The organism is Pseudomonas sp. C5pp, from assembly GCF_000814065.1.
Lineage (GTDB): Bacteria > Pseudomonadota > Gammaproteobacteria > Pseudomonadales > Pseudomonadaceae > Aquipseudomonas > Aquipseudomonas asiatica.
Map to the genome: position 1 here is coordinate 1 of NZ_JWLN01000053.1, position 18,355 is coordinate 18,355.

General features: G+C 62.0%; 32 protein-coding genes and 3 tRNA genes. 2 read left to right on the forward strand and 33 right to left on the reverse strand.

Translation table 11 applies throughout. The features are described 5' to 3' along the window. From RR51_RS26890 to RR51_RS26925, 8 genes are all read right to left on the reverse strand, one after another. On the reverse strand, positions 1–285 hold a 285-nt coding region (locus RR51_RS26890), incomplete at its 3' end, for a hypothetical protein (protein ID WP_039615273.1). Between the two features lies 1 nt (position 286). Beyond that, positions 287–658 (reverse strand): hypothetical protein, encoded by a 372-nt coding sequence (locus RR51_RS26895; RefSeq protein ID WP_039615274.1) that lies wholly within the window; start codon positions 656–658, stop codon positions 287–289. Then, positions 658–954, reverse strand: a complete 297-nt coding sequence (locus RR51_RS26900; RefSeq protein ID WP_039615275.1) for a hypothetical protein — start codon at positions 952–954, stop codon at positions 658–660. Before RR51_RS26900 ends, RR51_RS26895 begins: the two co-directional genes overlap by 1 nt. Before the next feature lie 41 nt (positions 955–995). Then, positions 996–1,964, reverse strand: coding sequence for a major capsid protein (locus RR51_RS26905; RefSeq protein WP_013972416.1), 969 nt, complete (start codon positions 1,962–1,964; stop codon positions 996–998). Between the two features lie 9 nt (positions 1,965–1,973). After that, a complete protein-coding gene (locus tag RR51_RS26910; RefSeq protein ID WP_039615276.1) occupies positions 1,974–2,720 on the reverse strand; it encodes a DUF6651 domain-containing protein in 747 nt (248 codons plus the stop codon). Positions 2,721–2,869: 149 nt separating this feature from the next. Then, positions 2,870–3,946: a hypothetical protein gene (locus RR51_RS26915; RefSeq protein ID WP_039615277.1), complete on the reverse strand. Its 1,077-nt coding sequence runs from the start codon at positions 3,944–3,946 to the stop codon at positions 2,870–2,872. Further along, positions 3,946–5,352, reverse strand: coding sequence for a DUF4055 domain-containing protein (locus RR51_RS26920; RefSeq protein WP_039615278.1), 1,407 nt, complete (start codon positions 5,350–5,352; stop codon positions 3,946–3,948). Before RR51_RS26920 ends, RR51_RS26915 begins: the two co-directional genes overlap by 1 nt. Before the next feature lie 2 nt (positions 5,353–5,354). Continuing rightward, complete coding sequence (locus RR51_RS26925; protein ID WP_330218092.1) at positions 5,355–6,626, reverse strand: terminase large subunit domain-containing protein; 1,272 nt, start codon at positions 6,624–6,626, stop codon at positions 5,355–5,357. Positions 6,627–6,706: 80 nt separating this feature from the next. Here RR51_RS26925 and RR51_RS29800 point away from each other — a divergent pair, with 80 nt between their 5' ends. Further along, positions 6,707–7,543: an HNH endonuclease gene (locus RR51_RS29800; protein WP_082044772.1), complete on the forward strand. Its 837-nt coding sequence runs from the start codon at positions 6,707–6,709 to the stop codon at positions 7,541–7,543. An 89-nt stretch (positions 7,544–7,632) separates the two neighbouring features. Here RR51_RS29800 and RR51_RS26935 read toward each other — a convergent pair whose 3' ends face one another. The 25 genes from RR51_RS26935 to RR51_RS27055 all read right to left on the reverse strand — a co-directional run bounded on the left by RR51_RS26935 (position 7,633) and on the right by RR51_RS27055 (position 17,760). Beyond that, entirely contained in the window at positions 7,633–8,109 is a 477-nt protein-coding gene (locus RR51_RS26935; protein WP_039615279.1) for a DUF2280 domain-containing protein, read from the reverse strand. A 31-nt stretch (positions 8,110–8,140) separates the two neighbouring features. Then, positions 8,141–8,764: a putative metallopeptidase gene (locus RR51_RS26940; protein ID WP_039615280.1), complete on the reverse strand. Its 624-nt coding sequence runs from the start codon at positions 8,762–8,764 to the stop codon at positions 8,141–8,143. Further along, positions 8,739–9,191 (reverse strand): proteasome subunit beta, encoded by a 453-nt coding sequence (locus tag RR51_RS26945; protein WP_016487771.1) that lies wholly within the window; start codon positions 9,189–9,191, stop codon positions 8,739–8,741. The genes RR51_RS26940 and RR51_RS26945 overlap by 26 nt, the downstream gene beginning before the upstream one ends. Then, positions 9,188–9,352, reverse strand: coding sequence for a hypothetical protein (locus RR51_RS31365; protein WP_177328687.1), 165 nt, complete (start codon positions 9,350–9,352; stop codon positions 9,188–9,190). Before RR51_RS31365 ends, RR51_RS26945 begins: the two co-directional genes overlap by 4 nt. A 48-nt stretch (positions 9,353–9,400) precedes the next feature. Then, positions 9,401–9,670 (reverse strand): hypothetical protein, encoded by a 270-nt coding sequence (locus tag RR51_RS26950; protein ID WP_039615281.1) that lies wholly within the window; start codon positions 9,668–9,670, stop codon positions 9,401–9,403. After that, entirely contained in the window at positions 9,670–9,981 is a 312-nt protein-coding gene (locus RR51_RS26955; RefSeq protein ID WP_016711287.1) for a hypothetical protein, read from the reverse strand. Before RR51_RS26955 ends, RR51_RS26950 begins: the two co-directional genes overlap by 1 nt. A 78-nt stretch (positions 9,982–10,059) precedes the next feature. Further along, positions 10,060–10,135 (reverse strand) — tRNA-Thr (locus RR51_RS26960). Positions 10,136–10,138: 3 nt separating this feature from the next. After that, a tRNA-Asn gene (locus RR51_RS26965) sits at positions 10,139–10,214 on the reverse strand. 5 nt (positions 10,215–10,219) lie between these two features. Continuing rightward, positions 10,220–10,293, reverse strand: a tRNA-Gly gene (locus tag RR51_RS26970). A 471-nt stretch (positions 10,294–10,764) separates the two neighbouring features. Further along, positions 10,765–11,454 (reverse strand): hypothetical protein, encoded by a 690-nt coding sequence (locus RR51_RS26975; protein ID WP_039615282.1) that lies wholly within the window; start codon positions 11,452–11,454, stop codon positions 10,765–10,767. After that, a complete protein-coding gene (locus RR51_RS31780; protein ID WP_269082526.1) occupies positions 11,451–11,573 on the reverse strand; it encodes a hypothetical protein in 123 nt (40 codons plus the stop codon). The genes RR51_RS26975 and RR51_RS31780 overlap by 4 nt, the downstream gene beginning before the upstream one ends. After that, positions 11,570–12,175, reverse strand: coding sequence for a recombination protein NinG (locus RR51_RS26980; protein WP_039615283.1), 606 nt, complete (start codon positions 12,173–12,175; stop codon positions 11,570–11,572). The genes RR51_RS31780 and RR51_RS26980 overlap by 4 nt, the downstream gene beginning before the upstream one ends. Further along, the gene (locus RR51_RS26985) at positions 12,175–12,423 is read right to left on the reverse strand and encodes a hypothetical protein (RefSeq protein WP_039615284.1); all 249 of its coding nucleotides are present in this window, start codon (positions 12,421–12,423) and stop codon (positions 12,175–12,177) included. The genes RR51_RS26980 and RR51_RS26985 overlap by 1 nt, the downstream gene beginning before the upstream one ends. After that, positions 12,420–12,890, reverse strand: a complete 471-nt coding sequence (locus tag RR51_RS26990) for a hypothetical protein (RefSeq protein ID WP_039615285.1) — start codon at positions 12,888–12,890, stop codon at positions 12,420–12,422. Before RR51_RS26990 ends, RR51_RS26985 begins: the two co-directional genes overlap by 4 nt. After that, on the reverse strand, positions 12,883–13,137 hold the full coding sequence (locus tag RR51_RS26995) for a hypothetical protein (RefSeq protein WP_039615286.1): 255 nt from the start codon (positions 13,135–13,137) through the stop codon (positions 12,883–12,885). Before RR51_RS26995 ends, RR51_RS26990 begins: the two co-directional genes overlap by 8 nt. A 198-nt stretch (positions 13,138–13,335) precedes the next feature. Next, a complete protein-coding gene (locus RR51_RS27005; RefSeq protein ID WP_039615288.1) occupies positions 13,336–13,647 on the reverse strand; it encodes a hypothetical protein in 312 nt (103 codons plus the stop codon). After that, the gene (locus RR51_RS27010; protein WP_039615289.1) at positions 13,647–13,868 is read right to left on the reverse strand and encodes a hypothetical protein; all 222 of its coding nucleotides are present in this window, start codon (positions 13,866–13,868) and stop codon (positions 13,647–13,649) included. Before RR51_RS27010 ends, RR51_RS27005 begins: the two co-directional genes overlap by 1 nt. Beyond that, a complete protein-coding gene (locus RR51_RS27015) occupies positions 13,868–14,629 on the reverse strand; it encodes a replication protein P (protein WP_039615290.1) in 762 nt (253 codons plus the stop codon). The genes RR51_RS27010 and RR51_RS27015 overlap by 1 nt, the downstream gene beginning before the upstream one ends. Next, positions 14,626–15,354 carry a helix-turn-helix domain-containing protein gene (locus tag RR51_RS27020; protein WP_039615291.1) on the reverse strand — a complete coding sequence of 243 codons (729 nt, stop codon included), beginning with the start codon at positions 15,352–15,354 and terminating at the stop codon, positions 14,626–14,628. Before RR51_RS27020 ends, RR51_RS27015 begins: the two co-directional genes overlap by 4 nt. Beyond that, the gene (locus RR51_RS27025; protein ID WP_039615292.1) at positions 15,351–15,704 is read right to left on the reverse strand and encodes a hypothetical protein; all 354 of its coding nucleotides are present in this window, start codon (positions 15,702–15,704) and stop codon (positions 15,351–15,353) included. The genes RR51_RS27020 and RR51_RS27025 overlap by 4 nt, the downstream gene beginning before the upstream one ends. Then, a complete protein-coding gene (locus RR51_RS27030) occupies positions 15,701–16,492 on the reverse strand; it encodes a Rha family transcriptional regulator (protein ID WP_152619950.1) in 792 nt (263 codons plus the stop codon). Before RR51_RS27030 ends, RR51_RS27025 begins: the two co-directional genes overlap by 4 nt. A 127-nt stretch (positions 16,493–16,619) precedes the next feature. Beyond that, positions 16,620–16,832, reverse strand: a complete 213-nt coding sequence (locus RR51_RS27035) for a hypothetical protein (protein ID WP_039615294.1) — start codon at positions 16,830–16,832, stop codon at positions 16,620–16,622. A gap of 19 nt (positions 16,833–16,851) precedes the next feature. Further along, positions 16,852–17,058, reverse strand: a complete 207-nt coding sequence (locus RR51_RS27040; RefSeq protein ID WP_027907143.1) for a hypothetical protein — start codon at positions 17,056–17,058, stop codon at positions 16,852–16,854. 267 nt (positions 17,059–17,325) lie between these two features. Further along, positions 17,326–17,514 (reverse strand): hypothetical protein, encoded by a 189-nt coding sequence (locus RR51_RS27050; RefSeq protein WP_015269827.1) that lies wholly within the window; start codon positions 17,512–17,514, stop codon positions 17,326–17,328. Positions 17,515–17,544: 30 nt separating this feature from the next. Next, positions 17,545–17,760, reverse strand: coding sequence for a helix-turn-helix transcriptional regulator (locus RR51_RS27055; protein ID WP_009397152.1), 216 nt, complete (start codon positions 17,758–17,760; stop codon positions 17,545–17,547). Between the two features lie 103 nt (positions 17,761–17,863). Between RR51_RS27055 and RR51_RS27060 the strand changes: the two genes are divergently transcribed. Continuing rightward, the coding region (locus tag RR51_RS27060; protein WP_039615295.1) for a helix-turn-helix domain-containing protein at positions 17,864–18,355 on the forward strand (492 nt) is incomplete at its 3' end.

An 18,355-nucleotide genomic window follows, 5' to 3' on the forward strand; every position in this document is an offset into this window, starting at 1 on the left:
AGCGGTGATTTTGTGCCCAACATCCGGGGTATCAGTGACCTCGTTGGCCAGCGCGGTGAGGCGCAGGTCTCCGACGAGGATGTTGACGTTGTCGATCCGGCCGTCTTCGTAGCGGGACAGCACGCCTCGGCCCGTGTACGTAATGGGCTGCGCCGTGGTTTCTTCGGTGACAGGATCAACCACGCCTGGCCCCATGTACTCGCCCGTGAAGGCCAGCACCGCATCGGCCAGGTCCGTATTGAACGCCTGGGCCAGGTCGGCCTGCAGCTCATCGCGAAGCCCCATATCAGCCCCTCACGATCTTGGTTTGGCCGCTGCTGTTCAGGTAATGCGCCAGCAACGCCAAGGCGAACGATTCGCCAGCGCTGATGGTGCGGGAGGATTCCGAGTAGGTTTTGCTGCTGGAAACCCCGTCAGCGTTGACCGACTTGCTCAGCACGCCGGTCTCCTTGCTGCCGTAGATGTTCCCTGCTGCAGCCTCCCGGGCAATCTCGGCGCCGGCCTGGATGACGTCGTTCGGTACCGGGTCGAACTCAGGCAGGCCGAGATTGGTGAGCCAGGTGTTGGCCATCAGCACCGCCCGGGCCTTCTGGTCGTCGGGCGCCCAGGTCGGCCCAAGCAGGGCGTCTACCTGCTCGACGGTGATGTAGATGGTCATTACTTGGCCTCGTCCAGCAGCTTCTGCAGGTCTTCCGCGCTCGCGTCAGGGCTAAACTGCACACCCTTTTCGTTCAGGGCGGCCTGCAGCTTTGCCTTCAGTTCGGCTTCTTCGGCGGCCTTCTTTTCGGCAGCCGACTTGCCAGCCTTCGAGCCTTTGGTCTCCTTCAGCGGCTCCGGGTGCTCGTAGCCATCGGGCGCGAAACGCGCATCGATGATCTTGTAGCCCTTCTGACGCAGTTCGGCCTTTCGCTCAGGGCTGACCGGGTGTTTCTCGTAAATCACTTTCTCGCTCATGGCGATCTCCTGGGAAAGCGCCCCGGAGGGCGCGGTACCGGTTACTTGGTGGCGTCGCCGATGGTCAGCACGCCGGCCGAGGCCTTGATGCTGTTCGCCACCAGGTCCCAATTGGTGCCGGTGGACAGTTCGGCGTTGGTCGGCGACTTGCCGCCGTTGGCGGTGTCCCAGGTGTAGCCTTTGAGGCCCAGGCCGAAGGTGTAGTCGGCCTGCATGGTGGTCTCGATACGCTCCTTGCCGTTGGAGGTCTCGATGTTGGTGATCAGGTCGGAGCCATCCATCACCACCGCGGCGCCGTCGGCCAGGCTGAGCACCTTCTGCTTGTTCGGGGTGCCGGCCTCGTACAGCGCAGGGGCGTCGGTGATGATCACGGCCTTGCCGAGGATATCGACCACCTGCACGCCGGAGAACTGGAACAGGCGCTCGGCGTTGGCGAGGTTCTGGCCAACCAGCTTGTGGTACATGGCACCGGTCATGACCTGAGCCACCAGGCGCTGGGAAGCGTCACCGAACAGCGCGTGGGCGTTGTTGATCGCGACGTAGGTCACGCCAGCAGTCGCCGAAACGTCGTTGGTGGCGGTCGGCTGGTTGCCAATGGCGCCGGCCAGGGCCGAGATGGCGGTGTTCAGCTGGTCCGCCATGATGGCTTCGGACAGGTTCCGGCTGATTACTTCCAGCGCTTCTTCCGGGTTCTTCTGGATCCAGGAGAGCTGCGAAGGCTCCCACAGGATCGGGCCGAAGCCGCCGGCGATCTTCACCGAGTCGTACTGCTTCTGGGCCAACGGGGTGGACGCCTGGGCGCCGTTGGCGGCGTAACGGTCGACACGACGCTGGGCGCCGTGCAGTCCGGCCCAGAACGATTCCTGCAGGAAGTCGCCGTCGATGCCCTGAGTGGTCAGGCGGATGGCGCCGGCCGAGGATGCGTTGAACTTCTCGACATCCTGAGCCAGGGTCTCGATGGTGGTACGCTTGAGGTATTCGTTGAATACCTTCATGTTCGAAAGGGCCATTGGGCCTCCTTATTCGCTTGCGGTCAGGCCCTTGATGGCTTCCAGGCGTTCAGCCTTGGTGCCACCGAAGTTGCCCTTCGTGGTTTTGTGCTGGCCACCGCCGTTCGGAGCCCCGCCGCCATTGGCGCCAGAGCTCTTCAGGATGTGGTCTCGATGGGGGTATTGCGAGACGAGGGTTTCGAGTGCTTCGTTGAAGTCGGCCAGTTCACCCGGGCGAGCGCGGCTGAAGATCTTCTGGCCCTGGGAGTCGTACGCGACGACCCTGCCTTCCTCGATCTTGAAGTTGCTGCCGAAGGCGGCCTGGACCATGTCAGCGGGAACAGCCATCTTCTCGGCGATGAACTGGGAGCGCGCGAAGCTGCCGCCGATCTTTTCGGCATACAGCTGCTGCTCGAAGGTCTTAGCCTTGCCGTTGGCTTCATCCAGCTGGGTTTGGAAGGCCTTGCTGATTTCGCCCTTCACCTTCTCGATCTCGCCGGCATCCACCAGCTTCTTGGCGTCGAGGTTGGCGACGATTTCCAGGGCTTTCTTGGCGGCCGCAGCATCTTCGATGCCTTCGAACGCCTTCGCAGTTTTCTCGAAGCTGTCCGCGCGCTCGCGGTGCGACTTCGCCTCGGCATTCAGCCGGGTGATGGTGTTGCGAGTACCGACCGCATCGAAGGCGACGTCCTTGCCGTCGTCATCGGTGTAGACGGGCTTACCATCTTCGATAACTGCGTACTGCTTGCCATCCACTTCAACAGTCTTGAGTTTCATTTCGTCTCTCTGGGCCATCCGGCCTGTTGGTGAGCCATCCGGCCCCAGGTCGCCCCGTCCATCCGAACCGCAGGCATGAAAAAGCCCCGCACTGGGCGAGGCTTTGATTGCGCGCCACGAAATGGCGCTTTGGTGTTTTGTGGCGCGGGCTACAACAGTCGCTCCCGCAGCTCATCGAGCGTCAGGAACTTGCCCTTGTCGTTGTAGAAGTCCTGCAGCTTCAGCTTGTCCTGGCGCAGCAGCTTCCCCCGCTCCGGGCCGAGGATTTCGTCCTGGCGGGCGGCAGGCTGGCGTGCAAGCCATTGAGCGTACGTCGTCTGCTGCGGTACCTGCCCGTCCATGCTTGCACGGGTCGCCGCGTCGCTGACCCCCAACGCCAGGGCGCTCTTTAGGATCGGCAGCTTGGTCGATCTGCAGCAGAAGTGGATACGGCCCGGACCGGCCAGCCACGGCACCTTGTGCCCGATGGGCCGATAGGCGCCCAGCGTGTACGGCAGGCGGTCGCGGATTCGGCAGGTCGTCGATGTCCGGTTATCCAGCGTACTCAGCCATTCAACATGGCTGATGATGTCGCTGTTGGCTTCGAACGCCTTGTCGCTGGCGGTTTCCGCCGTGCTGGACACCGCGGACCGGACAACCGCTTCCACCTCCCGGCGAGACCTCTGCAGGATGCCGTCAGCGTACTTCTCAGCCTTGGTGCCCATGATCTGCCGGACGATCTCCGGCGTCGTGCGTCCTTCAAGCACACCAGACCGCACGGCATCGCGGATCGACGCAGCACGGTCAGCCTCAATGCCGGCCATCCACTCGCTGAGCAGCCGCCCCTGGAAGGGCCTTGCCAGCGCAATGGCGCGTACCTGACTGAACTGTGCCACGGCAACCGGGAATCGCGCCTGCACAAGCTCAGGAACAGCCGCTGTAAGCGCAGCGGCCTGAAAGGCAATCTCGTAACTGGCCACTCCGTCGATGACGCCTGTGAGCGCCTGCTGCATGCTAAAGAACGTCGATTGATTGATCCGCAGCACGGGCGCCAGAGCGGCATCGATCGCTGCAACGGACGCGCCGGCATCCAGGCTGTCGATGGCAGCAATGAGCGCTGCCCGCAGCTCAGGGTCAGAACTGTTCAGGATCCTGATGATCGCCACGACCTGGCTGTTGCTCAGCCTGGACAGGTCGACCTCATGGCCGATCAGCTCATCCAGCAGCTTCTCGTTGGCCGTCTTCATCACAGCGTACCGAGTGCCGGGCCCTGGGCCTCAATCTTCGCCAGTTCCTCTTCCCAGTCGTATTCGTCGCTGATCACGCCGCGCCGCTGCATCTCGGTGAATAGCGTCTCCTTGCTGATCATCCCGGCGTTCGCCATGGTGACCAGCGTCGGCAGCGACACCTCCGGCATGTAGTCGACGTCGAAATTGCCGCGCATCTCTACGGTTCCGCCATCGCCCAAGCCGCGATAATCGGCCATGAACTGGAGCAACTGCGCCAGGCAGTCGGCGAAGTGGTGCGCCATGCGCGCCAGTGGGGACAACTCCTGCGCCGCCTCCTCCTCCGCCTGGGTAGCGGTCTTGGTGGCCGTCTTGTCCGGCGTCAGCAGCTTGGCCCCGGCCATACGCATCTCGTTGATCAGGTCCTGCAGCGCGGTGCGACCAGCATCGACTGCCTGGCCGGTGTGCTCGACGTACTTGAGGTCACCGTCCTTGGGCAGGTCGGTCAGCTGCCCGGTGCCAACCTTGAACTCTGGCGGGACGATCTTCCCTTGATTGTCGTACTGGGCCTGGATGCCGATGCGTACCAGGATCGGGACGCGGATAACGTGAAGGATGTTGTCCTGGTCGCTCTGGCTCTGCCAGTGCTTCACGTTCAGGTGCGCCAGCTCAATCAGTGGCGGCTTGGCCGTCATGAAGCCGGTGCGGCCAGTGTAGAAGGTGACCCATGGAATCGCGGTCAGGCTATTGGTGCCTGCCTCGTGCAGCTCCCAGGTACCTCCTGCTGCGGCCTGCTTGCCACGCACGGCCTTGGCCGACCTGCGATAGGTTCGCCAGGCGCCCGGCTCCAGCACTCGAATCTGCTCGACGCACTTGGCGCCGAACTCCCCATCCTCCTCCTCGACCACCTCGATGTAGCGGACCATGGTCAGCACGCCGCCCTTGGAGCGCCAGCCCAGCACCTGCTCAGGCCTAACCATCACGACGTATGGCCGTACACCGGCTGCCTGCTCGTCGGCCTGGGTCTTCAGTTCGCTCGCTGGCGGGTGATCGACGAAGGCATGGCACAGGCCGTGGCTCAGCCCCTCGGTGAAGAAGCCAACCGCCCAGGAGTTGAGGTCATTGCCAGCGTGATCGATGTCCCTGGTCATCTCGACAATGGCCTCTGGCACATCGTCGCCCACCTGCAGCGGCTCAGCGAACACGCGGGAGGTCATGTTGCCCACGGTTTCGGAGTACGCCGGCAGCAGGGTCGAAAGGCGCAGGCGCTCTTTGTAAGCCTCGTCGTCTTCGGCTGGGTACTGCGGAAGCAGGGTTTTGCCCGCGTCGCGCATTGCCATTGTCCCACCCATGAGCGGCGAGATCACGGCCCAGTAGGCGCGCATCGCGTCGACAGCGGGCAGCGTGATGCTCGGGTTATCACTCATGGTCACATTCTCAGGGATTGGGTCGTGAAGACCGGTCGTTCAATTGGGTAGTCGTGGTGGATGAAGTACCCGCCAGCGTCGTTCGCGTGGTCCACGCCAGATTTCTTGTCAGGCTCGCCATTGGCCGCCCATACCTGCTGCTCCAGGCCGTCTGCATAGGTTGGGCAGCGCAGCGGGTTGATCAGATAGCGGCGTTCTCCATTCGCGTTGCAGAACATCGCGTTCATGGCGTTGATGCGGTCTTTGACAGGCGGGTTGGCGTCGGGCGCTATCACGGCAAAGCCAGCCTGCCGCAGGATGGCAATGTCCGTCTCGCTGGCGTTCACTGACTTGCGCGACCCGCCCGAGGCGTCGGGATAGATCCTGATCTCGCAGGTCTTCTCGTAGTCCCTGCCGTTGTGCCGCCAGTAGCGCTCCTTGATGCGCCGGATCATGTCCGGGGTATCGAAGCCATCGATCAGCTCATCCACGGCCCTTGGCTTTCCGTCAGGCCGTTTGACATGGACGATCGCCGCCATCTTGCCGACGTTGAAGTCCATGCCGATAAACAGGGGCTCTCCAGGCTCTACGGTGTCGAAGCAGGAATTCAGCTTCCGGTCGTAGGCGTGGTAGATCGACCCGGAGTTCAGGTTGACGAACTGGCCGTTTAGGTAGGCCAGGATCAGCTGGGCCGGGTACGACTCCATCAGCGACGGGATGTAGTCGGGTGGCAGGTTCAGCTCGTTATCGAACGTGCTGGCTTGCACCAGGCCGTACATGCCCTGCAGGGCCGGCTTCTCGCGCAGCTGTTTCACGAACTGCTGGTAGACGAACTTGAACCCCTCAGGGGTCGTCGTCACATCCACGCCGTTCTTAAGCCCAGGCACGTTGTAGCGCATCCTGGCAATGATCTTGCGCCAGGCGTGCTCGGCCTTCAGCGCGGGCAGAACGTCGAGTTCGTCGACCAGGGCGTGCCCGATCTTGAAGCCCACGATGGTCTGCGGCTTCTCCATCGAGCGGCAGATGGTCGTGCTGCGGTACTGGCCGCCGCTGTAGAACTCGACCTCCTTGTCGCTCTCCTTCGTCTTGACCTTCAGGCCCCAGTCGAAGGCGACCTCCTCGATGGTCGGGAAGAAGATGTCGCGGATCTGCGGGTACGTCGGAGCAAAGTAACCGGAGTCGATCCGGGGCCACTCCCATACGTGCTTGCACAGCGCGGCACAGCCGACCCAGGTCTTGCCACTGTTGTGATGGATAGCGCCATCGGCCGTCACGTAGCAGTTGTTATCCAGCACCTGCAGGTCGTAGTAAGCCTCTACCACACTGAGGGCGACAACGCTTACAATGTAGCAGGATTCGATTGCGGAGCTTTGATATGACGCCTCTAGACCAGACGATTTGTAATCTTGCCCATCCTGATCGCAGCGCATCAGAAGTTGCGAAGCTTGCAGGGTGTGAGCGCAGCCATGTTTATCGCTGCATTGAGCGGTACAACCTAACGCTAAAGCAGCGAGCGAAGCCTGCTCCTCGGCCAAGCCTGAAGCAGCAGATTCTTGACCTTGCAGGCGCGGATCGCACTTCGGCAGAGATTGCAGCTCTTCTCGGCTGCAGTGACAAGCATGTGCAGAACACTCTGCGCACTCACAATGCTGATCGGCTCTCTCGCGGCGGCAGGTTTGGCGAACTGAACCATAGCTACCAGGCTGGCAGGATTGTTGATCTGGACGGCTATGCGCTGGTACAGGCTCCGTCAAACCACCCGCAAGCAAGGAAGACTGGATTGATGTTCCAGCACCGACTGATTGCGGAACAGAAGATTGGTCGATACCTGCTTCCGTCAGAAGTCGTTGACCATATCGACGGGCTTCATCTGCATAATGACCCAGAGAATCTGCGAGTCTTTGATTCGAATGCCGATCACCTGCGTGCCACGATTTCGGGACTTCGGCCAAATTGGTCTGAAGAAGGCTTTGCGAAGATGCAGATACCTTCACACCTGCGACCAGCATATCCACGCGTCGATAGCTACCGTCAGCGCAGAGAACGCGGTGATGTCCGCTTGCTACAAATTCTCCTCGCTGCGTCACGACTCGGAATAGAGTCGCCGCACCTTTTGGGTACGCACCACCACTTAGAGCAAGCTCAAATCGACCATTCGCAGCCGACCACGATAGAACGCGCATTGGCCGATCGATTTCCTGAATGGGCATAGGCCCAAACTCAGTCATAACCAGGGTGCTTCCTCGCAGGCACCCAAATCCCGCAACAAAACCGCGGAACTTGTTCTCCATGCGGAGGAAGCTAGCCTGCGGAACGTTCAACGACGGCATCAGGCTTCCTCGCATCCACCACATCGACCTGCACCCGAGTGGGCGGCACGTTGTCGTGGGGATTCTCGTTCTTGGTCTGGCGGTTCACGTAGACATCGCCGACCTCTTTGGCCGCCTGCTCCAGTAACTGGGCAGTCAGGGCCATGTTCTTCATGTTCTCGGCCTTCTCGGCCATCCGCCCAAGCACACGAAGCCGAAACGCTCGGTTGGCGATCGGTATCTCTGCCGTCTCCTCGCGGAAACGCTTGCGGGTGTCTTCGAACAGGGTCACCCAGCGCTTTGCAAGGTCACGCCCAGCACGCTTGGTCGGGTCGTGCGCCTCACACTTCTGCCGGGTAACCTCAAGGCCGAATTCTTCTCGGACGGCTGCCGCGACTTGCGAGGGGGTATCGAAACAGGCCAGGGCCTGAACGATGAAGGCTTTCACCTCGTTGCTCAGGGCCGCCATAGGTTTTCATCCGTCGTGGGTCTGTCAGGGGCTAGGCAGACTTGAGCAGACAGGTTCCGCAGGCCCTCGAAATATTGATCTTGGCCACCTCAGGCGGCCGGCTTGCAGCTTCGATCAGCTGCTGTACGTCATGCCCGGCACCGTAGCGGCGAACCACTCCGACGAACTCCTCCACATCGTGTCCACGCAGCGTCAGGCTTGGCAGCCCGTCCTGTGTGAACTTGGGCGCGCCGTACTGATCGAGCTTCTGGGCGATGTGATAAAGCTCGTGCTCGACCAGAGCGCAGAACTCGGCGTCGGAACACTGGGAGCAGTAATCGGCAGCCAGGGTGATGACAAAGCCCGGCACCTCGCCGAACCAGTCGATCATCTGCTGCTCTTGCCGAGCTTTCTGCCATCCACCAGCGCGAAACATCACCGCCTCGGCCTGCCCGACCACGGTTCGCCCTTGCTTCTCGAAACAGGCTGAGGCCCACAGGAAGCGCAGCGGCGCGTCGATCAGGTGAGCATGGTCAGGGTTATGCAGCTCGCCACCCTCGTTGAGGATCGCTGTCTGCACCCATTCGCCAATCTCGGGCGCCGGCTGAAGCCTGGTGCCGAGCACCGATAACTCGGTCAGTTCAAGGAGATCAGCCGGAGGAACTGGCCTTTCCATGCTGGTCAATCCTCATAGTCCGAACCTTTCCGCCGGTGTAGATATCCCGCTTCATTGCGGCGCGCACAGCCTCTTCAGCACTTGCGCCCATGTCCATTGCTGCCAGGGCATAGGCCGAGCCGCTGCCGATCGCGTCAGGGTTGGCCGGATCGAGGTCCTGCCGCCACACTCCGGTCTTGTCGTCATGACCCACCATCTGCAGCCTGCCGCCATCCACCACGTATCCCGAGCACTCGACAGGTACCGGCGATGGCGTGCCGAAGTAGGCTGCAATCAGCGCCTTCTCGTCGCATACGGCACCGGACAGGAAGAAGCTGACGCCATCCACGACGGTGAGCTTTTGACAGTCATCGGAAACGATAGAGCCACTGCGGGTCTGGCGAGAGTCGTAAGCGATCACGCCATCCTTGTAGGCGATGGTGGTCATTCAGGGTGAACCTCGATCTTGATGCCGCGCCCCACCCAGTAGCTGACACGCTCCGGGCATGGCTCACAACCGGTCAGTCGTGCCAGGGCCAGAACACCGGTCAAGTAGTACTTTAGCCACCAACGCTCGCGGCAGATGACATGAGCAGTTACCGAAGCCATTGGCCATTCCTCGCGCCACGAAACGGCGCATCTCTAATTTGTGGCGCCCTACCCGGGCTGGAACACGTGGCCACGCCGGGCGACCGCATACAGGACGATCCCCAGCTTGAGGATCACACCGTACAGAGTGGGCACATGGCCGTTCATGGCCAGGACGAACGAGCCGAATGCGCCGATGGCGACTAGGTAGAACGCGACGGCGAGCAGCGGGTGATCCATCGGGCGAATTCGCCGCAGGTAGTCACACGCTGCTATCACCACCAGCACGCTCAGAAAAGCATGGGCGCCGATCAGGACTGAAATCAGGGTCGAGCTCATCAGGTAGCTCCCTTGGCTCCGAACTGACCCACGAGCGACTTCAGCACCGGGATGATGTTCATTGCCAGAAGGCCTATCAGAAAGGCCACGCCGTATTGGGTTTCTCCGCTTGTGCCAAGGCTGAAGTAGCTGATGGCGAGCGGGGTGCAGAAGACTGCCGAAGCGAAGCCGGTGAAGAAGGCGGCGACCGCCTGGCCCCGGGTGAGGCCCCGCAGAAAGGTCAGCGAGAGGATCGCTCCTGCGAAGCCGCCAATGATCACGCCGTACTTCACCAGCAGGACGCCGGCAGTCGTGCTTGCTGGTTCGGCCATGAGTGGTTCCTAGAAGAAAAGGCCCGGAGGGGAGGCCCTATTGAGGGACCGGGCAGAGGTGCGGAGCACATAACGAATTGGTGCCGCCACAAGGTTTCGAACCCTGGGCCCTCCGCTTACAAGGCGGACGCTCTACCTTCTGAGCTATGGCGGCGAATGGCTGGCAAGGCAGGATTCGAACCTGCGACCACCCGGTTAACAGCCGGGAGCAACTACCGCTGTGCTACTTGCCAATGTTTGGAGCGGGCAGAGGGAATCGAACCCTTCTCTGCTCAGCTTGGAAGGCTGGCGGCAAACCTTCTGCTTGCCCGCTTTGTGTGGGTCTCTCCCCACCTGTCCGCCGAAGACCATTGCAGCGCTGGCACCCCAATGCACCAGTCTCGCCGATCCGGTCACGCGCCACCCTGAAAGCATGTGAGGTCAGGGTGCGCGGGCTGCCGGTGTTTTTCCGTACACCACACTACCGGCTAGCAGTGTCCAGGCTGTCCCGTTAGGGCCTGCCCTGGCTGCAGTTGCGTTTCTTGCTGGAACAAAAATCCCGGCGCTTGGCCGGGACTCTTGAGGCCCTCTTCGGGCAATAAAAAACCCGGCTCAGTGGCCGGGTCTTGGATGTTAGTTACGCCAGGCTCCACCCCTGACTTGGCTGGGTTGCTCCGATGAGCTCAGCACGAAGCTGTCTCAAGCCGTATTGACGCCCAGCGCGCCGCTCTGCTCTGCATGCCACTCCTCAACACGCGCAGGAATGACAGGATGCAAGAATTTTGTTGCACCGTTGCACGGATGTCAAGCGGCATCTGCCATCAAAACGCCTTCCTCCTGAAGTATCTTGCCAGATGCGACCAGCGCCTCTGCAACCATCTCGTCCAGCACCTTCTCGATGGCCTTCTTCCAGCGCCAGTACGTAGTCCGGTTCAGGCCCTGCCCGTCCCAGGTGTTGATGTCGTAGAACTCGGCCGGCAGCACGATCATGTCGGTGGAGCGCTTCACATACTGCTCGCGGCGCGCCTGGCCGGCGTCCTCGGGCATCTCGCCGCCATCCAGGTGCTTGCCCACGCCAGCGGTGAGGGAATCGAACTCTGCGCGCTCTCGGGCCGACCGGCTGGCCACCTCATGCCCCGAGTGCGCCTGCACGCCCTTCACCGGCGGAATGGCCCAGGCGGTGACCGCCTTGTACCGGAACAGGTTCGGCGCCTGGCTCGCGATCAGCGGCACCAGCTTTCCGATCGCATCCACCTTCTTGGCCTTGTGGGTCGAGAACCTGGCCGTAAGCGCATTCCAGTACCGTGGGATCAGCTTGCTGTGCAGTCGGGCGTGCACCCAGCAGTCCACCAGCATCGCCGCATCCTTCCCGGTGATCTCCCCCTTCAGCTTCGAGGCCTGGACCTTTGGCTCGAAGTCGCCGCCACCCACACCGCTCATGGTCTCCGCGGCCAAGGCACGAACCACTGCTGCCAAAACGCTTTGGTATTTCATCGCCCCTGCTCCTTCTTGCGGCGATACGAGATGACCATGCCGCGCACAATGGCGTAGCTGGCGAGGATGAACATGCCCAGGATCAGCAGCTGGGCGCTGTCGGTTGGTGTCCAGTTCATGCTGCTGCCCTCCGTAGGTCTTTGAGTTTTTGCCTGTACAGGGCCTTGATGGCCTGCAGGTCTTCGATGGTCAGGCGCTGGGGCTTATGAGGCCCTTCGAGCCAATCAACCTGGTCGGCGCCAATGCGCTTCACCAGACGGATGCGGTACTCGACCGCGTTGCCCGACAGGTTCCGGTTGCACTTCACGCACTGGCGGTGGACGTTCAGCGGCTCGAACCGCAGCTCCGGGCAAGCACCTACCGACCGGTAATGGCCGGCGTCCCAGCGGCTGCCGGTGATGAGGTCGTGATCGCTCGGCAGCGAGTCGCAGCTGATGCACGGCAGGCCGGCGTCGCGCTCACGGATGTAGGCGTTGAAAGCGGTCTGCGCCTCGGCCATATGCTCGCGGCGGGTCTTCAGCTTCTCCCGGCGCTCCTGCAGGTCCTGGCGGGCCTGCTTGGTGATGGCCTTGGCCGCGATCTTCTGCAGGTTAGGGTCCTTGGCCATGGCCTTGGCACAGGCGATGCTGCACACCTTCTGCGTGGTCATGGTCGGCTTGAAGGGCTTGCCGCAACCTGGTGCCTTGCACTTCTTCGGCTTGATCTCCTTGATTGCAGTCATCAGCGATCCTCCCGTTTCTGCCGCTGGTAGAAGCTCGTGACTACCTCGGCCAGGAACCGGCAGCCCATCTCACTTAGCCCGCTGGCGAAGTCCGCCGCGGCACCGGCACGCCCGGCGTACTCTTGATCCAGTCGCTGAGCCACTGCGGAACAGAAGGAGCCAATATCCTCGGCGTCCATCTCTTTTACGACCTTCTCGGCCGAGAGGAACACTGTGGTTTGCGTTGTGATTCCAAGTCCGTCGCTCATGCCGCCTCCTCGCTCAGCAAGTCACTGAACACCACGCCCTGCGGCGCGAACTCGGCCACGATGCGGTCGGTGTACTGGCAGCCCTGGGCCCGATCGAACAGCCGGGTCACCGGGAAGCCATCCGGCCCGAACATGGCGCACGGCCCCATCAGGCGAAGCTTCACCTCATACGGCAGGTGGATGAACGACTCGGCCCAGCCGGTGCGGAACTCATCGCAGCCAGCGCGCATAATCGGCACGCCGAAGTGCAGCTTGCAGTACCGGCGCACATCCTCGATGTCGCCCATCTCGGTGCTCTTGGCAATGCGGTCGTACATCGCCCACCACAGGGCGTTCTGGTCCAGGGTGCGATCCTTGCCCGGACGCATGGTGACCACGACGAACTTCTTGTCGCGGAACATACGGGTGAGCATGGTCACGGCCTCGGAGAGCTTGGCCTGGCAGTTGACGCTGATCTTCTCAGCCATGGTTGGCCTCCTTCACCCAGCGGCGCATCGACAGGTCGCATCCCATGGTCAGGCAAACCCCATTGGCCATGCCGCGGTGAGTGGCTCGCCGGCCGCAGCCACAGCCGCAACGGCGGCGCGACTTCGCGTCGACCGGCTCGTGATAGTGAATCTGGCCCGGCAGGCCACCGGCCTGGCCCCAGCCATCCATGCCGCCGCGCATTGCTGCGGAGCGCGCAGCTTGAGACATTGAATTGAGGTCAGCCATGGGAGCGGCCCTCCAGTTCAGCCATCGACCGGATAAGCTCGCGGTCATGTTCAACCAGACCCTTAGCCTTGTCGTGCAGCCCTCTTCCGCGCATGCCTGGAAACGGCATGGCCCTGTACAGGTCCCAACCGAGGTACCACCTCGACAGGGTCATCTGGGCGTCCATTACCCTCATTCGGATCAAGAGGCTTCTCATGCTCATGGCGCCACCTTCAGACCCTGGGCCTCGATAGCGGCACGGACATCAGGGAGCCGAGCAAGGCCAACGGGGTCATGCTCTGGGGCTTCGTATGACAGCTCGATCACTGAGCCCAGGTGCTCGGTCAAGCCTTCGTATGCACATGCCAATGGAAGCTCCACCACCACGGCCTCGCGGGAGGCCTGCCAGGCCCACTTCGCAGCCTCATAGATGGCATGCGCATCAGCGTTGGCCGAGGCCGTTAGGCGCCCGAAACCGTACTTGGCCACAAACGCCGCTTCGAACTCTGCGCGCATCTTGTTGGCGTCCATCAGTGCTTCTCCCTGGCTACGAGCATGGCGTCCGCGAAGTCGTAAGCGGCTGCGGAGTACTGCGGCATGGTTGTGTGGTTATGGCGATTGCCTTGGGCATCGGTGTAACCCCAGCCGCCGGCGATGATCATGGCGTTCAGTGCGGTCATCGCGATCTCATCACGCAGGCGCACCAGGTCATCTGGTGTACCGGCCGCAATTGCTTTTGCTGGTCTGGACATCACACCCCCTCCCCGGCCGGCTGCCCGGCGCGCTTGATGTTCAACTTGGCCAGCAGGTGTGCACGGCACGCGGCGGCGCTGGTTGGGATCTGCTGGATCTCCAGCAGGCGAACCTGCTTCTGGCTGGCGTACTCGTCGGCCAACTGCGCGGCGCTCTTCTGGCTGTCGTGGCCGATGCCGGTGGCGATGTCGCCCAGTGGCTCGCCGGCGACCAGCATGCGGATGGTGATGTCGTAGGCCCGTGCGAATACCTTCTCGGCCCGCTCCACCTCCATCGACCCGAGGTTCTGCGCCTCGCACTGCAGGGCCGCGTGGCGCACCGCTGCGTGCGTCCAAACGCGCGACCCTGCCCTGCTGGGGTGGAAATTCTCCAGCGCCTCTGCCAGGGCCCTCGCAAGCGGCGGAATGCCCATCTCTTCCGGGGTTGGCTGGCACAGCTTGATGAACGTGCCGCTGCTCGGCGCGAAGTCGGTACCCAGCACCCGGCATTTCTGGATGCCGAAGCGGATCTGCTCGAGCGTGTTGATGCCCGCGGCGACGAAAGACTTGATCCAGCTGCGCTTGGCAGCCTTCAGGGCCTCGTCATCCGGCCACGCCTGCTTCCATGCCGGGAAGATGGCCTGCAGCTCCTTGAACAGGGCGTTAACCACTTCGGTGGTTCCTGGGTCCAGCTGCTTGGCCGTGGCCTGCGCCTCGGCTGGCAGGTTGCGGGCCGTGGCCATGATCTGCGTCACGCTGCGCAGTTTCGGTTGTGCGGTCATAAGCCCCCCAGGTCATCAGCCCAGCTGGTGTCGTCGAAGTCCGGGCCGTTGCGGCGCTGGCCCTGCTGGGCACCCGGCAGCACCTTCTCGGGGAACAGGCCGGTCCAGCCGTTGCTGATCGACTGGTTGATCACTGCGTCGGGGGCGTGGTGGCCGGCGAGGGTCTTGGCCTGCTTCGCGCAGGTGGTGGCGGTCAGCGGCTTGCGGATCTCTTTGCGGTGCTGGCACCAGTCGGCCCAGGTCTGCTCGCTCACGTTGGTAGGCTTGCAGGTCATGGGGTCAAACTTCGGGGCCTTCTTCTTCGCCGAGGGAGCGTCAGCGACCGTCTGCTCTACTGGTTCAGTGACTGGTTCAAAAGAGTGACTGGTTCTGGTGCTTTCTGGGCCTACACCCCCTGTAGGCTGTGGGCCTACACCTGTGCTTTCTGGGCCTACAGGGGTGCTGTTTTGGCCTACAGGGTTGCGCAGGGTCAGGTAGTACAGGTTGGTGGAGTTGCCCTTCGGCCCTTCACGGTTCTCGATGCGCACCAGGCCTTGAGCCTCCAAGTGCTTGATGTGCTTGCGAACGGTGCTGCGGTCGATCTCGCACTGATCGGCGATGTGCTGGTAGGACGGCCAGCACTCGCCATGGTCGCTCGCGTTGTCGGCCAGCTTGATGAGCACCAGTTTGCGCAGCGGATTGCCGACTCTGGTTTTCATGGCCTTGACCATCAGTTCCATGCTCATTGGCAGCGCTCCTCGTCAGTGGAGCCGACACTCAGCGATGCCATAACCCAGGATGCACGCCTGGCAGTGCCAAGGGGCATAAGCCCAACGCCCTTCTGGATGTGGCTGCGCAATGCCTCGTTTTCGGCCTTGAGCTTTTCCGCTTCCTGGCGCGCAGACCGCACCGCTCGGAAATTCGGGTTCTCGTCTCGCCGCTCGATCTCCTTGATCAACCCAAGGATGGTGTGGCAGTGCATGTTCAACCAAAGCTCATCAGCAGCTTCGGCGTGCTCGTCCTCGCGTTCAGGCTGGTCCTCAAGCTCCGCAACCTTGCGTGCTAGCTTCTTCAGCAGCTTGATATCAATGCTCATGCTGCACCCCGCACGGCCTTGTCGTGGGTGTGCAGGCCGTCCCAGTTCTTCTTCATGGGCAGGTCGCCAGCCAGGTACAGCTCATACAGGCGGACGGCGCCCTTGCGCAGGAGGATCGGCGTGTAGCTGATGAACGCCTCTTTCCCGTGCGGGGTGATCTCCTGCTGGTGCTCGGTCATGTACTTGTCGCGGGCGTAAGCGGCCACGCGGTAGCGGGTACCGGACTTGCTCTCGTTGTAGAGCCAGCTGCGGCCCTCGAGGAAGTGGCCGACCTGCATCACGTTGACCCCATTCAGGCCCTTGCAGAACTGAACGTGGCTCATGCCTTCCTTGAACAGGTTTTCCAGGTGGTCGATCTTCTTGGCCTGGGCCTCGACCTGCACGGTGAGCAGGACGCGGGCTTTCTCCGACTCCAGGGCCATCTGGAGGATTTCCAGCTTGCTGAGGTCGGCGGGCGCAGACGGGGCTGCTTTTGCCTCGAGCTCCTGCCAGCGGTCGATAACCCTGGCTCGGTGCTCATCGCTGTATCCGGCCACCACCAGGTGGGTATCGCGCTCAACCAGGTCGTAGACTTCGATTGGGCGCCCGCCCGTGGCTTCACGACGGCTTTTACGACTTGATCGCAAAAGGTTTTTCGAGAAAAGACGCTCAATGGTGGCGACCACATCGTTGTGGCGAGCCTCTACCAAGTCAGCGATTTCGCGCGACGACATCGTGCGCGCCACGAAATCGTGGTTCGCATTTTGTGGCGCGGCCCTTGAGAGGGCCTGTACACTTGGGGTCTGCATATGCATAATTCCCTTCACAAGTTGTGTATTGCAGAGAGCCGGGCCGCGAACCCGGCTTTTTTGTCTCTGCGATTTGGCGTCCCTTATGAGGGACTGGCGCCCGGGTCCCTAATTAGGGATCGGACGGTTACCTCGGCGCCGCGAACGGCACCACGTTGTTGCTCTTGGGCTTCCCCCGCTGCGCGAGGAAGTGCGTGGCCTGCTTCAGGATCTGCGCGGCAAGCTCGTCGGTGCTGACACCAACCTCCTCCGCCCAGGCCTCCAGGTCCGCGAAGTCATTCCGGCGGAACCGGGCGACCTCTACGTCGTGCTGCTGTACCGCTTCGTTTGCAGGCGACATTCGTCCTCCCTTGACCTATTCAGGCCCTGGCCTTCTTCTCGTTGATCAGCGGCAGGTGGCCGTGCTCTTTCTTGAACGCCAGCGCGGCCAGGATGATTTCCCGGGCAAGCACGCTGTGCTGAGCCTTGAGCTCCAGGGCGTACCCCTTCAGCTCGTTGAAGTCCTCGTCATCCAAGCGGACCTTGACCTGGTGGTCGTGGCGGTGTGCTTTGTCGTCGTAGGCCATCAAGTGATCCCCTGCTCGCTGCTTCGTCAGTAGGTCGTTCGGGCTTATCAGTTACGTCTCAGGGCCTGTTCAGGCCCTGCGTTGAAACGGTGCTACGGTTCCCCGCGGATTCCGGGGCTTGGTTCGGCTGGCCAGCTCTCGATCGATCATTTCTGCAGCGAGCGCTTCAGGGGTCATTCCCCTCCGTTCAGCCTCTCGCTCCAGTTGCTCCATCAGTCGCTGCTCCAGACCGACCTCTTGGATCGGCATAGGGCCTCCTCGCGGCCTTCAGGCAGCGCTCTGATCGCCGGTATTCTCCGAAGCCAATGCGGCCAGCTGGGCTTCCAGCAGTTCGCGGCACAGCACAGCACGCTGAGTGCGGTGATATGCCGCCAGCGCCTGGATCAGGTTGAACGTGTCCTCATCGACCCGGACCTTGATCTCGCGGTCATGCAGGTGATTGCGGTTGGCGTACATGCGGGAGTAGCTCCTTGCAGTTGGAATTGGTTAGGCGGCGACTTGTGCCGGCGGGAACGCATCATCAAGGGCGCAACTGGCGCCCAGGACGTTCAGCGCTTCCACGATTTGGCGCGCCTCTTGAAGGCCTGGATTCCTGAGGCCTGATTCGTAATTCGCCAGGCGGGACTGATTCCAGCCGAGCTGACGGCGCAGCGCTGCCTGGGTAACGCCAGCCCTTTCGCGGATCGTTCGGACTTGGTTCATACGGTCTTCCTCCATTAATGACCGAAGGATAAACACGCATCGTGTTAATTGCAATCACAATAAGTGAAAGCCGGGTATTTCGTTTCGTGATGAAATTCGGCGCATGAATGAATCATTGAGCCAGCGCATCAAGCGCCTGAGAAAAGCCAAAGGGATGTCCCAGGCCCAGCTTGCTGAGGCCTGCGGCTGGAAATCCCAGTCCCGGGTTGGTAACTATGAGGTCGGCACACGCGAGCCTACTCTGGCCGATATCGCTTCGATCGCAGCAGCCTTGGGCGTTGACCAGTCCGAGCTGCTACTGAATTCGCCGACGCCAGAACCAACCTCCGCGCCCGAACGGAGCATGGCCGACCTTGTAAAGCAGATGCTCGCAAAGAGCGGCAAGGGCTTTTCCGAGGAGGCGCGCCGCCGGCTTCTCGCAGCAGCTGAGGAGCCGCAACCCTCAAACGTGATTGAGGCTGACTTCTCCCGCCCTGGCCTGGTTGGTGATGAGGTGTGGATAGCCCACTACGATGTCCGGGCGTCGATGGGCGGCGGTCAGAACGCGCACGATTTCCCAGAACTGATCAAGGACATTCGCGTCAGCCCGAGCCAT

What these genes read in the sequence shown, in the direction of transcription:
- RR51_RS26895 (WP_039615274.1), bottom strand. Translation starts at nt 658, where the DNA reads ATGACCATCTACATCACCGTCGAGCAGGTAGACGCCCTGCTTGGGCCG.
- RR51_RS26900 (WP_039615275.1), bottom strand. Translation starts at nt 954, where the DNA reads ATGAGCGAGAAAGTGATTTACGAGAAACACCCGGTCAGCCCTGAGCGA.
- RR51_RS26905 (WP_013972416.1), bottom strand. Translation starts at nt 1,964, where the DNA reads ATGGCCCTTTCGAACATGAAGGTATTCAACGAATACCTCAAGCGTACC.
- RR51_RS26910 (WP_039615276.1), bottom strand. Translation starts at nt 2,720, where the DNA reads ATGAAACTCAAGACTGTTGAAGTGGATGGCAAGCAGTACGCAGTTATC.
- RR51_RS26915 (WP_039615277.1), bottom strand. Translation starts at nt 3,946, where the DNA reads ATGAAGACGGCCAACGAGAAGCTGCTGGATGAGCTGATCGGCCATGAG.
- RR51_RS26920 (WP_039615278.1), bottom strand. Translation starts at nt 5,352, where the DNA reads ATGAGTGATAACCCGAGCATCACGCTGCCCGCTGTCGACGCGATGCGC.
- RR51_RS29800 (WP_082044772.1), top strand. Translation starts at nt 6,707, where the DNA reads ATGACGCCTCTAGACCAGACGATTTGTAATCTTGCCCATCCTGATCGC.
- RR51_RS26935 (WP_039615279.1), bottom strand. Translation starts at nt 8,109, where the DNA reads ATGGCGGCCCTGAGCAACGAGGTGAAAGCCTTCATCGTTCAGGCCCTG.
- RR51_RS26940 (WP_039615280.1), bottom strand. Translation starts at nt 8,764, where the DNA reads ATGGAAAGGCCAGTTCCTCCGGCTGATCTCCTTGAACTGACCGAGTTA.
- RR51_RS26945 (WP_016487771.1), bottom strand. Translation starts at nt 9,191, where the DNA reads ATGACCACCATCGCCTACAAGGATGGCGTGATCGCTTACGACTCTCGC.
- RR51_RS31365 (WP_177328687.1), bottom strand. Translation starts at nt 9,352, where the DNA reads ATGGCTTCGGTAACTGCTCATGTCATCTGCCGCGAGCGTTGGTGGCTA.
- RR51_RS26950 (WP_039615281.1), bottom strand. Translation starts at nt 9,670, where the DNA reads ATGAGCTCGACCCTGATTTCAGTCCTGATCGGCGCCCATGCTTTTCTG.
- RR51_RS26955 (WP_016711287.1), bottom strand. Translation starts at nt 9,981, where the DNA reads ATGGCCGAACCAGCAAGCACGACTGCCGGCGTCCTGCTGGTGAAGTAC.
- RR51_RS26975 (WP_039615282.1), bottom strand. Translation starts at nt 11,454, where the DNA reads ATGAAATACCAAAGCGTTTTGGCAGCAGTGGTTCGTGCCTTGGCCGCG.
- RR51_RS31780 (WP_269082526.1), bottom strand. Translation starts at nt 11,573, where the DNA reads ATGAACTGGACACCAACCGACAGCGCCCAGCTGCTGATCCTGGGCATG.
- RR51_RS26980 (WP_039615283.1), bottom strand. Translation starts at nt 12,175, where the DNA reads ATGACTGCAATCAAGGAGATCAAGCCGAAGAAGTGCAAGGCACCAGGT.
- RR51_RS26985 (WP_039615284.1), bottom strand. Translation starts at nt 12,423, where the DNA reads ATGAGCGACGGACTTGGAATCACAACGCAAACCACAGTGTTCCTCTCG.
- RR51_RS26990 (WP_039615285.1), bottom strand. Translation starts at nt 12,890, where the DNA reads ATGGCTGAGAAGATCAGCGTCAACTGCCAGGCCAAGCTCTCCGAGGCC.
- RR51_RS26995 (WP_039615286.1), bottom strand. Translation starts at nt 13,137, where the DNA reads ATGGCTGACCTCAATTCAATGTCTCAAGCTGCGCGCTCCGCAGCAATG.
- RR51_RS27005 (WP_039615288.1), bottom strand. Translation starts at nt 13,647, where the DNA reads ATGGACGCCAACAAGATGCGCGCAGAGTTCGAAGCGGCGTTTGTGGCC.
- RR51_RS27010 (WP_039615289.1), bottom strand. Translation starts at nt 13,868, where the DNA reads ATGTCCAGACCAGCAAAAGCAATTGCGGCCGGTACACCAGATGACCTG.
- RR51_RS27015 (WP_039615290.1), bottom strand. Translation starts at nt 14,629, where the DNA reads ATGACCGCACAACCGAAACTGCGCAGCGTGACGCAGATCATGGCCACG.
- RR51_RS27020 (WP_039615291.1), bottom strand. Translation starts at nt 15,354, where the DNA reads ATGAGCATGGAACTGATGGTCAAGGCCATGAAAACCAGAGTCGGCAAT.
- RR51_RS27025 (WP_039615292.1), bottom strand. Translation starts at nt 15,704, where the DNA reads ATGAGCATTGATATCAAGCTGCTGAAGAAGCTAGCACGCAAGGTTGCG.
- RR51_RS27030 (WP_152619950.1), bottom strand. Translation starts at nt 16,492, where the DNA reads ATGCAGACCCCAAGTGTACAGGCCCTCTCAAGGGCCGCGCCACAAAAT.
- RR51_RS27035 (WP_039615294.1), bottom strand. Translation starts at nt 16,832, where the DNA reads ATGTCGCCTGCAAACGAAGCGGTACAGCAGCACGACGTAGAGGTCGCC.
- RR51_RS27040 (WP_027907143.1), bottom strand. Translation starts at nt 17,058, where the DNA reads ATGGCCTACGACGACAAAGCACACCGCCACGACCACCAGGTCAAGGTC.
- RR51_RS27050 (WP_015269827.1), bottom strand. Translation starts at nt 17,514, where the DNA reads ATGTACGCCAACCGCAATCACCTGCATGACCGCGAGATCAAGGTCCGG.
- RR51_RS27055 (WP_009397152.1), bottom strand. Translation starts at nt 17,760, where the DNA reads ATGAACCAAGTCCGAACGATCCGCGAAAGGGCTGGCGTTACCCAGGCA.